The sequence below is a fragment of the Kocuria gwangalliensis genome (assembly GCF_039544365.1).
In the GTDB taxonomy this organism is placed as follows: domain Bacteria; phylum Actinomycetota; class Actinomycetes; order Actinomycetales; family Micrococcaceae; genus Kocuria; species Kocuria gwangalliensis.
This window is the reverse complement of record NZ_BAABLN010000031.1, coordinates 13,507-25,112: the sequence shown is the minus strand read 5'-3', so window position 1 is coordinate 25,112 and position 11,606 is coordinate 13,507. Positions and strand designations below refer to the sequence as shown.

General features: G+C 64.3%; 12 protein-coding genes and 1 tRNA gene. 6 read left to right on the top strand and 7 right to left on the bottom strand.

Annotated elements, in window-relative coordinates:
* Window positions 1-3 precede the first annotated feature (3 nt).
* Together ABEA06_RS09695 and ABEA06_RS09690 are read right to left on the bottom strand one after the other, a co-directional pair.
* Window positions 4-1,086 (bottom strand): 4-hydroxy-3-methylbut-2-enyl diphosphate reductase, encoded by a 1,083-nt coding sequence (locus tag ABEA06_RS09695; RefSeq protein WP_345311358.1) that lies wholly within the window; start codon window positions 1,084-1,086, stop codon window positions 4-6.
* Window positions 1,087-1,090: 4 nt separating this feature from the next.
* On the bottom strand, window positions 1,091-1,996 hold the full coding sequence (locus ABEA06_RS09690) for a hypothetical protein (protein ID WP_345311357.1): 906 nt from the start codon (window positions 1,994-1,996) through the stop codon (window positions 1,091-1,093).
* Between the two features lie 59 nt (window positions 1,997-2,055).
* Here ABEA06_RS09690 and xseA point away from each other — a divergent pair, with 59 nt between their 5' ends.
* Window positions 2,056-3,357 carry an exodeoxyribonuclease VII large subunit gene (xseA, locus tag ABEA06_RS09685; RefSeq protein ID WP_345311356.1) on the top strand — a complete coding sequence of 434 codons (1,302 nt, stop codon included), beginning with the start codon at window positions 2,056-2,058 and terminating at the stop codon, window positions 3,355-3,357.
* A 36-nt stretch (window positions 3,358-3,393) separates the two neighbouring features.
* A complete protein-coding gene (locus tag ABEA06_RS09680) occupies window positions 3,394-3,663 on the top strand; it encodes an exodeoxyribonuclease VII small subunit (protein WP_345311355.1) in 270 nt (89 codons plus the stop codon).
* Between the two features lie 30 nt (window positions 3,664-3,693).
* On the opposite strand, the gene ABEA06_RS09675 is transcribed toward ABEA06_RS09680, so the two are convergent.
* The 3 genes from ABEA06_RS09675 to ABEA06_RS09665 are packed head-to-tail and all read right to left on the bottom strand — an operon-like array spanning window position 3,694 to window position 6,539.
* Window positions 3,694-4,911: a pyridoxal phosphate-dependent aminotransferase gene (locus ABEA06_RS09675; RefSeq protein WP_345311354.1), complete on the bottom strand. Its 1,218-nt coding sequence runs from the start codon at window positions 4,909-4,911 to the stop codon at window positions 3,694-3,696.
* A gap of 42 nt (window positions 4,912-4,953) precedes the next feature.
* Window positions 4,954-6,036 carry a glycine betaine ABC transporter substrate-binding protein gene (locus ABEA06_RS09670; protein ID WP_345311353.1) on the bottom strand — a complete coding sequence of 361 codons (1,083 nt, stop codon included), beginning with the start codon at window positions 6,034-6,036 and terminating at the stop codon, window positions 4,954-4,956.
* Window positions 6,037-6,038: 2 nt separating this feature from the next.
* On the bottom strand, window positions 6,039-6,539 hold the full coding sequence (locus ABEA06_RS09665) for an NUDIX hydrolase (protein ID WP_303381993.1): 501 nt from the start codon (window positions 6,537-6,539) through the stop codon (window positions 6,039-6,041).
* A 100-nt stretch (window positions 6,540-6,639) separates the two neighbouring features.
* On the opposite strand from ABEA06_RS09665, the gene corA reads away from it, so the two are divergent.
* Complete coding sequence (gene corA / locus ABEA06_RS09660; RefSeq protein ID WP_345311419.1) at window positions 6,640-7,674, top strand: magnesium/cobalt transporter CorA; 1,035 nt, start codon at window positions 6,640-6,642, stop codon at window positions 7,672-7,674.
* A gap of 46 nt (window positions 7,675-7,720) precedes the next feature.
* The gene (locus tag ABEA06_RS09655; protein ID WP_303381992.1) at window positions 7,721-8,812 is read left to right on the top strand and encodes a mechanosensitive ion channel family protein; all 1,092 of its coding nucleotides are present in this window, start codon (window positions 7,721-7,723) and stop codon (window positions 8,810-8,812) included.
* Between the two features lie 12 nt (window positions 8,813-8,824).
* Here ABEA06_RS09655 and ABEA06_RS09650 read toward each other — a convergent pair whose 3' ends face one another.
* A complete protein-coding gene (locus ABEA06_RS09650; protein WP_345311352.1) occupies window positions 8,825-9,607 on the bottom strand; it encodes a LysR substrate-binding domain-containing protein in 783 nt (260 codons plus the stop codon).
* Window positions 9,608-9,691: 84 nt separating this feature from the next.
* Between ABEA06_RS09650 and ABEA06_RS09645 the strand changes: the two genes are divergently transcribed.
* Window positions 9,692-9,764 (top strand) — tRNA-Ala (locus ABEA06_RS09645).
* Between the two features lie 203 nt (window positions 9,765-9,967).
* Window positions 9,968-11,053 (top strand): PQQ-dependent sugar dehydrogenase, encoded by a 1,086-nt coding sequence (locus ABEA06_RS09640; RefSeq protein WP_345311351.1) that lies wholly within the window; start codon window positions 9,968-9,970, stop codon window positions 11,051-11,053.
* Between the two features lie 117 nt (window positions 11,054-11,170).
* Here ABEA06_RS09640 and ABEA06_RS14575 read toward each other — a convergent pair whose 3' ends face one another.
* Window positions 11,171-11,602 carry a transposase gene (locus tag ABEA06_RS14575; RefSeq protein WP_396415698.1) on the bottom strand — a complete coding sequence of 144 codons (432 nt, stop codon included), beginning with the start codon at window positions 11,600-11,602 and terminating at the stop codon, window positions 11,171-11,173.
* Window positions 11,603-11,606: the final 4 nt, after the last annotated feature.

Genomic DNA, 11,606 nt, shown 5'->3' with positions numbered 1-11,606 from the left:
GAATTAGCGCTTGGGGCGCGCTCCACGGCCCCCGAGCTGACGGGAGTTGTCGCCGTCCTGGGCGAGCTTGGCGCGCAGTTCCTTGGGCAGTGAGAACAGGATGTCCTCCTCCGCGGTCACCACTTCTTCGACCTCGCCGTAGCCGTATTCGGCCAAGAGGTCGAGCACCTGCGTGACGAGCACTTCGGGCACAGAAGCTCCGGAGGTCACACCGACGGTGGCAACACCCTCGAACCAGGACTCGTCCACCTGGTTGGCAAAGTCCACGCGCTCGGCTCGCTTGGCACCGTACTCCTCGGCCACTTCTTTCAAGCGCACCGAATTGGACGAGTTGGCCGAACCCACCACGATCACCAGATCCGTCTGAGGGGCAATCTCCTTAATGGCCGTCTGACGGTTGGAGGTCGCATAGCAAATGTCATCACTGGGCGGGTCCTGCAGATTCGGGAACTTCTCGCGGAGCAGGTTGACGGTCTCCATGGTCTCGTCCACGCTCAACGTGGTCTGGGACAGCCACACCACCTTGTCCGGGTTCTTGACCTCCAGGGTGGCCACGTCCTCCGGGGAGTTCACGATCTGAATGTGCTCGGGAGCCTCACCGAACGTGCCCTCGACCTCTTCATGGCCCACGTGACCGATCAGCAGGATCTCGAAATCCCCGCGGGCAAAGCGCACGGCCTCGCGGTGCACCTTGGTGACCAGGGGGCAGGTGGCGTCAATGGTCTGCAGGTTGCGGTCCACGGCGGACTGCACGACCGCTGGGGAGACACCGTGTGCGGAGAACACGAGAAGGGATCCTTCGGGCACCTCGTCGGTCTCGTCCACGAAAATGGCGCCGCGCTCCTCCAGCGTGCTGACCACGTACTTGTTGTGCACGATCTCCTTGCGCACGTAGACCGGCGCACCGTAGTGCTCGAGTGCCTTCTCCACCGCGATCACGGCACGGTCCACGCCTGCGCAGTACCCGCGCGGCGCGGCCAACAAAACCCTGCGAGCACCGGCGACCGGGGCGGCGTCGGCGATCTCTTGAGGTGTGCGCCGTACGCGGGGAACGGTGGGCATGGAAAGATCAACGGTGGTGGACATGTCCTTAATGGTAGGCGACCGCGTGGCGTCTCACCACGGCGCCCGTCACACCCACTAGCGCCACCACAGCGGCCCAGACGATGCCCGTGACGCAGCGCGCCACGAATGATTCACGCAGCAGCCCTGCGATTTCACTGACCACCAGATTCGCCACCGGCTCAACCGAGGACATCGACGTCACCGACTGGGCCGCCACCAGTGCTGCGATCAACAACACTCCGGTCATGGCCAGGCCCGCCAGCCCCAGACCAGCCAGGGCGAGCCACCGGCGGGGAGCGAGCAGGAGCGTGGCGACGCCCAGCGCCCCCGTCAGCCACGGAAGCAGAAACCGCCACTGGGCGATCCACACGATCGCATCGATCGCGGGCCCGGTGCGCGCTCCGGGGACCGAGACCGTCAACTCCTGCGAACTCAGCGACGGGTCAATGCCGATGGTGTCCTTGATGCGCCGGTCGATCGTGGCACCCACCGGATTGATGTCCACCACCAGGTTCTCGGGCGCCTCGCCCATCTCGGGCGAGAGGGGAACGTTGGCGGAGTGGGTCCGCACGAGAACCTCGGTCCACATGCCCTGCTGTTCGGGAGCGGTCGCGAAGGATTCGGCAGCGCCGACGGCGCGTTCGCGGACACCCTCGAGGACCTGGTCCACCGGGTCGAGACCGGTCTGGTAATCATCAAGCAGTCCGAAGGTCGCGCGGTCCAGCAACGTGCCCACCAATTCCGTTTGGAACGAGGTGTCCGTGACGATCGAGCGGGCGGTGTCCTGAAATCCCGAGGGCGACAAGAGGTGGTCCTGCACCCAGGTGAGCCCCAACCACGCCGCGAAGGCAACGCCGGTAAGGAGCCCGCACAGCACGGCGCCCGCGGTTCGCAGCGCGCGGGCTGTGGATGAAGATCGTTGAGGGGTCACTGCTCCACTCTAAAGAAAAGTCGCCTGTGCATGTCGTCCGGTGATGGTAAGCATGACCCATGAGCACATCATCTTCGCCGCAGCCCTCAGATGCTGTAGACGTTCCGGACCCGCACCGGGAACTCGCTCAGTTCGCGCGGGACACCTCCCCGGAGAACCCCTGGCCGCTCAGCCGGCTGTCCTCCAATCTCAATGCCTGGATCAAGAAGGCCCCGGATGCCTGGGTCGAGGGCCAGGTCATCGAGGTCAACCACCGCGCTCGCGTCTCGTACGTGACCCTGCGGGACATGAACGAGGAAATGTCCGTGTCCGTCACACTGTTCAGCCAGGAAATGGCCGCCCTGCAGCGGCCCTTGGAACGGGGCATGCGCGTGGTCGTGAACCTCGAAGCGGACTTCTACGCCAAGACCGGCCGACTCTCCATGATCGGCCGCGGCATTCGCCCCGTAGGGCTGGGCGATCTGCTGGAACGCCTCGAACGTCTGCGCCGCGCGTTGGCGGAGGAGGGTCTGTTCGATCCGCGCCACAAGAAACCACTTCCCGTGCTGCCCTCGTGCGTGGGACTGATCACGGGTCGCAATTCGGATGCCGAGAAGGACGTGGTGCGGAACGCCTCCTTGCGGTGGCCGGGTGTGCAGTTCGAGATCCGCGAGGTCCCGGTTCAGGGCAACGGTGCAGCACCCGCCGTGAGTGCTGCACTGACGGAACTGGATCAGTTGGATCACGTGGACGTGATCGTGATCGCCCGCGGTGGCGGCTCGTTCGAAGACCTCTTGGCGTTCAGCGACGAGTCCCTGATCCGCACGGTCTTTGCGGCAATCACGCCCGTGGTCAGCGCTATCGGTCACGAGAACGACCAACCGCTGCTGGACTACGTGGCGGACGTTCGTGCGTCCACCCCCACGGACGCCGGTAAGCGCGTGGTCCCGGACGTTCAGGAGGAACGATTGCGCATCGGTCAGGCCCGTGCCGCGCTGGACCGCGCCGTGAGCTCGCTGATCGACCGGGAAGAACAGGGGCTGGCCTCAGTGCGAACGCGCCCGGTGCTGTCCCAACCGGACGGCATGATCCTGGTCCGGGAAGAAGACCTGGATCGCTGGCGCTCCCGCGCGTGGTCCGCGGTCAACACCGCCACGCTGCGCGCTCAGGACACCGTGGCCCAGATGCGCGCCCGGGTGCGCGCCCTGTCACCACAGCAGACCCTGGACCGCGGATACGCCGTGGTCCAGACCACGGACGGACACGTGGTCACGGACGCGCACACCGTGGAAACGGAACAGCCACTGGCCGTGCGCCTGGCCTCCGGTGAACTGGGCGTCACCGTGGACACCGTCAGCCAGCGCCGGCCCGGCGAGCACTAACCCCACCGCTCAAGAAGTACTTCAGAAAGGACCGTCATGGCCAAGCAGAACCCGTCCCCCGACAGCTCCGCGCCGGACCTGTCGGACATTGATCAGCTCGGCTATGAGCAGGCCCGCGAACAGCTCGTGGAGATCGTGTCCAAACTTGAAACCGGCGGCACCACGCTCGAGGAGTCGTTGCAGTTGTGGGAGCGCGGCGAAGCCCTGGCGACCCGCTGCGAGAACTGGCTGGACGGCGCCCGGCAACGGCTCGACGCCGCCCGCGCCCGGCGTGAGGAAACCCGGGAGCAAGCGGCGTCGGAGTGAGCTGGACAGTGAGCCGGACGCGGGCGAACCCTACTGGTGGTAGCCGGAGAGGAACTCGCCCAGGCGATCGAGAGCGGTGTCCAGCATCTCCACGGCGGGCAGGGTCACAAGTCGGAAGTGGTCCGGTTCGCCCCAGTTGAAGGCGGTGCCATGGCTGAGCAGGATCTTTTGTTCCTTGAGCAGGTCCAGGGCAAAGCGCTCGTCATCCACTATGCCGAACTTCTCCACGTCCAACTTGGGGAACAGGTAGAGCGCGCCGGCCGCTTGTTGGCAGGTGATGCCGTCGATCTCGTTGAGCTTCTTGTACGCCAGGTCGCGCTGGGCCTTGAGCCGGCCGCCGGGCAGGATCAAGTCGTTGATGGACTGGTGCCCACCCAGCGCCGTCTGAATGGCGTGTTGCGCGGGCACGTTGGCGCACATGCGCATGTTGGCCAGCAGTTTAATGCCCTCGATGTAGGATTCCGCTCTCCAATTGGGGCCGGTGATCGCCAACCAACCGGAACGATAACCGGCCACCCGGTAGGCCTTGGACAGCCCCGAATATGTCAGGCACAGCACGTCCTCACCGGTCAGTGACGCCAGGTTGATCATCTCGGCATCGTCGTAGGTGATCTTTTCGTAGATCTCGTCCGCGAAGAGGATGAGCTCGTGCTTCTTGGCGATCGCCACGATCTTCGTGAGGGTTTCACGCGAGTAGACGGCACCGGTGGGGTTGTTGGGGTTGATCACCACAATGCCCTTGGTGCGGGACGTGATCTTGGATTCCAGGTCCTCGAGGTCCGGGTTCCAGCCGTTCTCCTCGTCGCACAGGTAGTGCACGGGGGTGCCGCCGGACAGTGCGACCGATGCGGTCCACAACGGGTAGTCCGGTGAGGGCACCAGGATCTCGTCACCGGTATTGCACAGCGCCTGCAGCGACATGGTGATCATTTCGGACACGCCGTTGCCCAGGTAGACGTCGTCGGTGTCCAGGTTCATGATCCCGCGCGTCTGGTAGTACTGCACCACGGCGGTGCGCGCGGAGTAGATGCCGCGTGAATCCGAGTAGCCCTGCGCGTTGGGCAGGTTCTTGATCATGTCCACCAGGACCGCGTCCGGTGCCTCGAAACCGAAGGGCGCGGGGTTGCCGATGTTCAACCGCAGAATGCGATGACCCGACGCCTCCATTTTTTCCGCCTGTTCCAGCACGGGACCGCGGATGTCGTAGAGCACGTTCTTCAGTTTGTCGGATTGCCTCACCATTGCCATGCGGGCAACACTACCCGTCCGTCATGGCGCTGCACCGGAGATTTACCGGGGCTGTTCCCGCAGAAACGTGGCTGCTTCCTCCGGTGACATGGCCGGATCCTGACCGGTGACCAGCCGGGTCATCATGGTCAGGTCTTGGGTGCGAATCCCCTCAGTGACGCCGTTGATTGCGGAAATCGCATCAGCCGTGAGGTCTCCGGCGGTCACCGGCACGAGTTTCTCAGGCCGGTAGAGGTTGTTCGGGTCCGCAAGCACCGTGAGGTCATCGTCTTCGATCACCGGCGCCGAAGCGGGCAGCACCGCCGCTTGCACATCGTCATTGAGCAGCGCATCCACCCGCTCGGCGTAATCCGGGAACTCCGGGGAGGATTTGGGGACGCAGTCGTAGTAACTCTTGAGCCCCTTGATGCCCTGCGCCGTGTCCGCGTAGTTACCGGGCATTCCCACGTTCATGTCCGGGCAGTGTTCCGCCACGGTGGTGAGGTCGTTGAGTTCGAGTTCCACGGCGGTTGCCGCAGTCACCACGAACCGGTCCGTGTTCTCCCCCGGGGATTCATTGAGAATCTTCAGCCCCTCGGGCATGGCGTCCGGCAGGGCACCGTACACGTCGTCCCCGGAAGGTCCCGCTTCGCTGGAGAAGCCCAGCAGCTGCCCGAGCGATCCCACCAGGCCGGGATCCTTGGACGCGGACGGGACCGGCGTGGGCGTGGCCGACGGCGTTGCGCGGGTCTCGTTCTCGGCCACGTGCACGTACAGGTCACCGGTGAAATCGGGCACCACATCCACCTCGCCGGATTCCAGGGCGTCGATCAGTCCGCCCCGTTCCGTCCCCGCTTCCACGACAGTGGCGGCGATCCCCTGGTCCTGCAGGCTCTGCGCGTACATGTGCGCAGCCACCCTGGTTTGCTCGTTCACACCCGTGGCGATGGCTACCGGGTTGCCATCCCGGGTACCCGCCGACGACGCCGCCGCGGTCGCCTCTTGCGCCGCTCCGTCCGTGGCCAGCTCCTCGGCCTCGGTGGCGCACGCACTCAGGCTGAACGCGCACATGAGAGCCGCGCCGGTCAACGCGACACGGCGGCCGCCCCTGAATCGTGTCCCTGCGTTCCCGGCGTGCGGGGCCATGGTCACTGTTCGATGTCCTGCTCGACCACGGGGCTCGGCTGTTCTTCGGGTTGTTCGACCCACGTGCCCAGGCCGGCCATGCGTAGGGCCTGATCTACCAGGTCCAGGCGCTCGAGTTCGTCCAGTTCCACCAGAGAGAACCACCGGGTGTCGTCCGAGGATCCGTCTTCTTCCACGCTCAGCTCACCATCCACCACGTGGGCCGTGTAAAGCACTCGGCACGCATGATATTCGCGGGGGTTACCGTCCAATCGTTGATCGGGCGTCATCCAACGGCTGTGCACGCCAAGCATCGAGTCCGTCTCCACGGTGTACCCGGTTTCCTCGAAAACCTCGCGCAACATGGTGGTTTCCGGCTGTTCCCCGGATTCCATGCCGCCGCCGGGAAGAGTCCAGGCGCCGTCAAAATCGGGGCGGTGCGGATTCCAATGGGTCAACAGCACCTGCTGGTCACGGACAATGAGCGCGTAGGCGCCCACCCTGGAATCGAAAGCCAAACTCATGGTGACGAGTCTACTGACCGGGACCGAGCGGCGTCGTACCCGCTAACCCACGGGCGCCCTCCGTTGCCGTAAAGAGAAGGTGAGCGGCAATAATGGGCCGGTGAGCATCGTGGACAACGCCATTTACCGCAACGGGCAGCGGATCAAGACCCCGTCGAGTCTGCAGGAAACCTACCGGCTCCTTCGTCAGCTGGACGAGGAATGTGCGAGCACTGAGGACGGCCAAAAGGAATCGGTGCTTGCGTGGATCGGGCTGTACCGACCGAGCGTTGCGGAAGTGAAGTCGCTGGCCGAGCACTTCGAGCTGCACGAGTTGGCGGTGGAGGACACCATCCAGGCGCATCAGCGGCCCAAGATCGAGCGCTACGGACACACTTTGTTCACGGTGCTGCGCCCGGCGGTCTACAACGACCACGATGAGACCGTGGACATCGGCGAGATCCATATCTTCACCGGCCCCAATTTTGTGATCACCATCCGGCACTCGGAATCCAGCGGAGTCACGCGGGTGCGCGAGCGCGTGGAAGGTGAGGACGAGCTGATCAAGCTGGGCGGGGACGGTGTGCTGTATGCCCTGTTCGACCAGATCGTGGACGACTATTTTCCGGTGCTGGACGGCCTCGAGAACGACATTGACGAGATCGAGGACGCCTTGTTCGCCGGCGAGCACCACGTGTCGCAACGCATTTACGAGCTCGCGCGCGAAGTCAACGACTTCCACCGCGGGGTGTCACCGCTGACCACGGTCATGAACCAGTACTTCGCGGGCTTCCAGAAGTACGGCACGAACATGGAACTGCAACATCGACTGCGCGACGTGCTGGACCACGTGATTGTGGTGAACAACAAACTCGAGTCCATGCGGTCCTCGCTCGCTGACGCCATGACCCTGGACTCCACCCTGACCACCGCCCGGCAGAACGAGGCCGCCATGGAACAAAACGAGCAGATGAAGCGCATCTCATCCTGGGCGGCCATCCTGTTTGCCCCATCCATCGTGGGTTCTATCTACGGCATGAACTTCGCACACATGCCCGAGCTGGAATGGCAGTACGGCTACCCCATGGCCCTGGGTTTGATGGTGGGTGTCGGTGTGGTGCTGTACGTGATCTTCAAGGCCAAGAAGTGGCTTTGATCCGCGCTTAGGTCACGTTCATCCTCGGCGGTTAATGTTGTGCTCGATGGAAGAGAACCTGTTTGATTGGCGATTTTGGTTGGATGCGCCGTTGCGCGTACTCCTGATTTTTTTGGGCGCGCTGGCCCTGACCGCCGTGTTGCGGTTGGTGATTCGCAACGTCACCCGGGGTATTGCCCGCGGTTCGCGCTCGCGCATCGTGCGCAAGACCGACAACGGCAAGCCCCGCTGGGTGGTCGATGCCGGGTTGGCCTCGGACCGCCAGGCTCAACGGGCCTCCACCGTGGGGTCCGTACTGTCCTCGGTGGCCACGATCGTCATCTGGGCCGTGGCCATCCTGATGATTATTTCGGAGTTGGGGTTCAACATTGCTCCGGTGCTGGCCTCGGCCGGTATCGCCGGTGTGGCCTTGTCCTTCGGCGCGCAATCCTTGGTCAAGGACTACCTCTCCGGAATTTTCATGGTCGCCGAGGACCAACTCGGCATCGGCGATTCCGTGGATCTGGGCGAGGCCATCGGCAATGTGGAGAGCGTGGGCCTGCGCGTGACCCAGGTGCGCGACGTCAAGGGCACCCTGTGGCACGTGCGCAACGGTGAAATTCTTCGTGTGGGCAATCAATCCCAGGGGTGGGCTCGCTGCGTACTGGACATCCCGGTCCCCTACGACACCAATATCGACCTGCTCACGGACCTCATCGAGCACGAGGCGCAACTGCTGCGCGATGACCCGGACATGGGCCCCAACATCATCGACGATCCCGAGGTCTGGGGCGTGGAGAACATCACCGGCGAGTCCATCACCGTGCGTTTGGCCGTGAAGACCGCGCCACTGCAGCAATGGGACGTGGCCCGCGTGTTGCGCGTGCGCATCAAGAAAATGCTGGACCGTGAAGGCCTGCGCCTGCCGCTGGTCAACCAAATGGTGGTACGTAACGACGGCGCCCCGACCGGTTCCTCCGCGGCCACCGACGACACCCGCACCACGTCCTTCCCGCAGCCTCGCGTTCCCCTGACGGGTCAGTTGCGCACCGCGGTGCGCCTGCCCGAGCCCGCCCCTGACACCTCCACGACCGACGGTCGCACCCCCAGCAAAGATGGCACCACCACCGATTCCTCGGAGCGCCGCGGGGACGGCTAGTTTTCCGCGGACCTAGCGCGGGCGGCGTCGGCGGGCATTTTTGCTCGCCGACGCCGCTTTTGCTCCCTTGGGTCCCTTGCCACCTCGGCGCTGTGGGGCCTTGGGGTGTTGTTTGGGGGGTTGCTTCTTTTTCTTGCTCTCTTCTTCTGTGCTGGGCGGGGTGTCCCGACCACTGTTGGCGCTGCGCCCACGCACAATACCGACGAACTGCTGGACCGCGGCCTCATCCTCTTCGCTGAGGTCCCGGGGCCACACGAGTACCACGGGGACGGTGGGCGCATCCGTGAGCTCGCGGTAGGTCACGTCCTTGCGGTGGTGCAGGCGGGCGACCGACATGGGCAGGACGACCGGGCCCACACCGGCGGCGGTGAGCTCCACGGCCATCTCTGCTTCGTCCGTGCGAGGTCTGGCTTGGGGCTCACTTTCGGCCGTCAGCTCGCCCGTGGTCAGCGTTTCCGCGACGGTGAGGATGTGATCCTGATCGAGGACGGCAACCTGGAGTTCTTCGTAGAGAGCCACCGCGCGGAACTCCTCGCGGAGTTCTTCCACGTCGGGGTCCTGGTCCTCCCAGTTGAGGCGAACGAAGCACGCCTTGATCTCGCCGTTTGTAAGCGCCTTGCGCCAGCCATCGGCCCGGACAGGGTGCTGGCTCAGCGACGGCTTATGGCGGCGATCCTCCCACCTCCGGAACCACTTCCCCGGCATCACACCGGGCACGTAGCCGACTGCGAACTGGCCCCTTACTTGCTGGTGTTCGGGTGACTGCACTGTTTCGGGGAACTCCGGTTCGATCATGGGTCAACCCTAATTGGCGTCAGCGCCCGGGCCGGCTCAACGTGCGAAAACCAGGTGGGAGGACTACAGTGATCTCTGGTGTAAGGGGCTTTAGCTCAGTTGGTAGAGCGTTTCGTTCGCAATGAAAAGGTCAGGGGTTCGATTCCCCTAAGCTCCACTTTTGTCCTGAGTCGGGTCATCGTTGACAGATGAGTCGGTAGCTGGACAACAGGAGGTTCTTGGAACTTTATGGTTCCGGGGCCCTTTTGCCGTGTGTGGGGGCAGCCGATCGGGGAGCTCATCGCGGCCGATCTTCGAGCGTTCCCGGTGTTGACGTCCAGCTAAACTCGGAACACGCCTCTGCCCCGAAAGGACCGCAGCATGGTCCCCACATCACGCCACACCACCGCCGCCACCGTCATGGCCGGCCTGCTGATTCTGGCCTCCTGCGGCACCGGTAGCGACAGTAAAGAGCCCGATCAGCCCGCCAGCGACGAAACGCGGGCGGCGGCGTCGTCGTTGGGAGAGCCGCAGATCCTGGCCCGGGATCTCAACGCGCCGTGGTCGATCGCTTTCTACGACGGCGCCGCCCTGGTCAGCGAGCGCGATTCGGCCAGGATCCTCGAACTCGACCACGCCGGTCAGGCCCGCGAGGTCGCCACCGTCGACGGCGTGGCACCCCGCGGTGAAGGCGGCCTGCTGGGCCTGGCCGTGCACGAGAGCCACCTGTACGCGTACTTCACCGCGGAGGACGAAAACCGCATCGAGCGCTTCCCCATGACCGGCACGCCGGGGAATCTCTCGGTGGGGAATCCCGAAGTCTTGCTGGACGGCATCCCCGCGGGTAATACGCACAACGGCGGTCGAATTGCTTTCGGACCGGACGGGTTGCTGTATGCGACCGTGGGTGACGCCGGTAATCGCGAGGCCGCGCAGAACAGGGATTCACCGTCCGGCAAGATTCTCCGAATGACACCGGAGGGAGGCGTTCCGGAGGGCAATCCGTTCCCCGGGTCCCTGGTCTACAGCTACGGGCACCGCAATCCCCAGGGCCTGGCGTGGGCGCAGGACGGCACGCTCTACGCGAGTGAGTTCGGACAGAACACGTGGGACGAGCTGAACGTGATTGAACCCGGCGGCAATTATGGGTGGCCCGAGGTTGAAGGCATGGGCGACAACGATGAGTTCATCAACACCGTCCAGCAATGGGAGCCCTCCGAAGCGAGCCCCAGTGGCATCGCCATTAGAGACGACACGCTGTTCATGGCCAATTTGCGCGGCGCACGAATGCGCGAAATACCACTAGCTGATACCTCTCAGTCGGTGGAGCATTTCACCGACGAGTACGGGCGGCTGCGCGACGTCACCGTGGCTCCGGACGGCTCCCTGTGGGTCATGACCAACAACACGGACGGTCGAGGCAACCCATCGCCGGACGATGACAGGATTTTGCGGTTCGGACGCTGACATATTTTGCGCGACCCAGGTGCTCGCCCAGGGTAGCTTTCGCCGGATTCGGGCCGGTCAATCCCACACCCAAGGCGTGCAGTTCCCAAGGATCTGCACGCGTACTCAAGGGGCTCTTCACAGATGACGGTGTAGTTCGGTTCTGAGTCCTCCGGTGTTGAGGAGGGCGCGGGTGAGGTAGTGGGTGAGGTTGCGGAAGCCCAGGGCGGTGCCGCGTAGGTGTTCGAGGCGGCCGTTGATGGCCTCCGTGGGCCCGTTGGAAGTGCCGGGTCGGTGGAAGTAGGCCAGCACGTCCTCGGTGCGTCGTTTTAGGGTCCGGCCCAGCGTGATCAGCTCTGTGAGCTCTTTGGGGACGCCGTCGGCCAGGGCGGTGATCACGGCCCTCAGCTGCTTTTTGCCGGCCTCCCGGTCGGGGTTGCGGTAGGCGGCGATGATCCGTTGGTAGATGCCCCAGGTCGCCTCGACTTCCACGTGCTCGTCGGCGGTGAACACGGTGTTCAAACGCTCGATCTGGCGGTCGGTGAGTAGGCCGGCGCCGGTGTGCAACACGCGT

Coding starts and splice junctions, on each gene's coding strand:
- ABEA06_RS09695 (WP_345311358.1), bottom strand. CDS start 1,086: ATGTCCACCACCGTTGATCTTTCCATGCCCACCGTTCCCCGCGTACGG.
- xseA (WP_345311356.1), top strand. CDS start 2,056: ATGAGCACATCATCTTCGCCGCAGCCCTCAGATGCTGTAGACGTTCCG.
- ABEA06_RS09680 (WP_345311355.1), top strand. CDS start 3,394: ATGGCCAAGCAGAACCCGTCCCCCGACAGCTCCGCGCCGGACCTGTCG.
- ABEA06_RS09675 (WP_345311354.1), bottom strand. CDS start 4,911: ATGGCAATGGTGAGGCAATCCGACAAACTGAAGAACGTGCTCTACGAC.
- ABEA06_RS09670 (WP_345311353.1), bottom strand. CDS start 6,036: ATGGCCCCGCACGCCGGGAACGCAGGGACACGATTCAGGGGCGGCCGC.
- ABEA06_RS09665 (WP_303381993.1), bottom strand. CDS start 6,539: ATGAGTTTGGCTTTCGATTCCAGGGTGGGCGCCTACGCGCTCATTGTC.
- ABEA06_RS09655 (WP_303381992.1), top strand. CDS start 7,721: ATGGAAGAGAACCTGTTTGATTGGCGATTTTGGTTGGATGCGCCGTTG.
- ABEA06_RS09650 (WP_345311352.1), bottom strand. CDS start 9,607: ATGATCGAACCGGAGTTCCCCGAAACAGTGCAGTCACCCGAACACCAG.
- ABEA06_RS09640 (WP_345311351.1), top strand. CDS start 9,968: ATGGTCCCCACATCACGCCACACCACCGCCGCCACCGTCATGGCCGGC.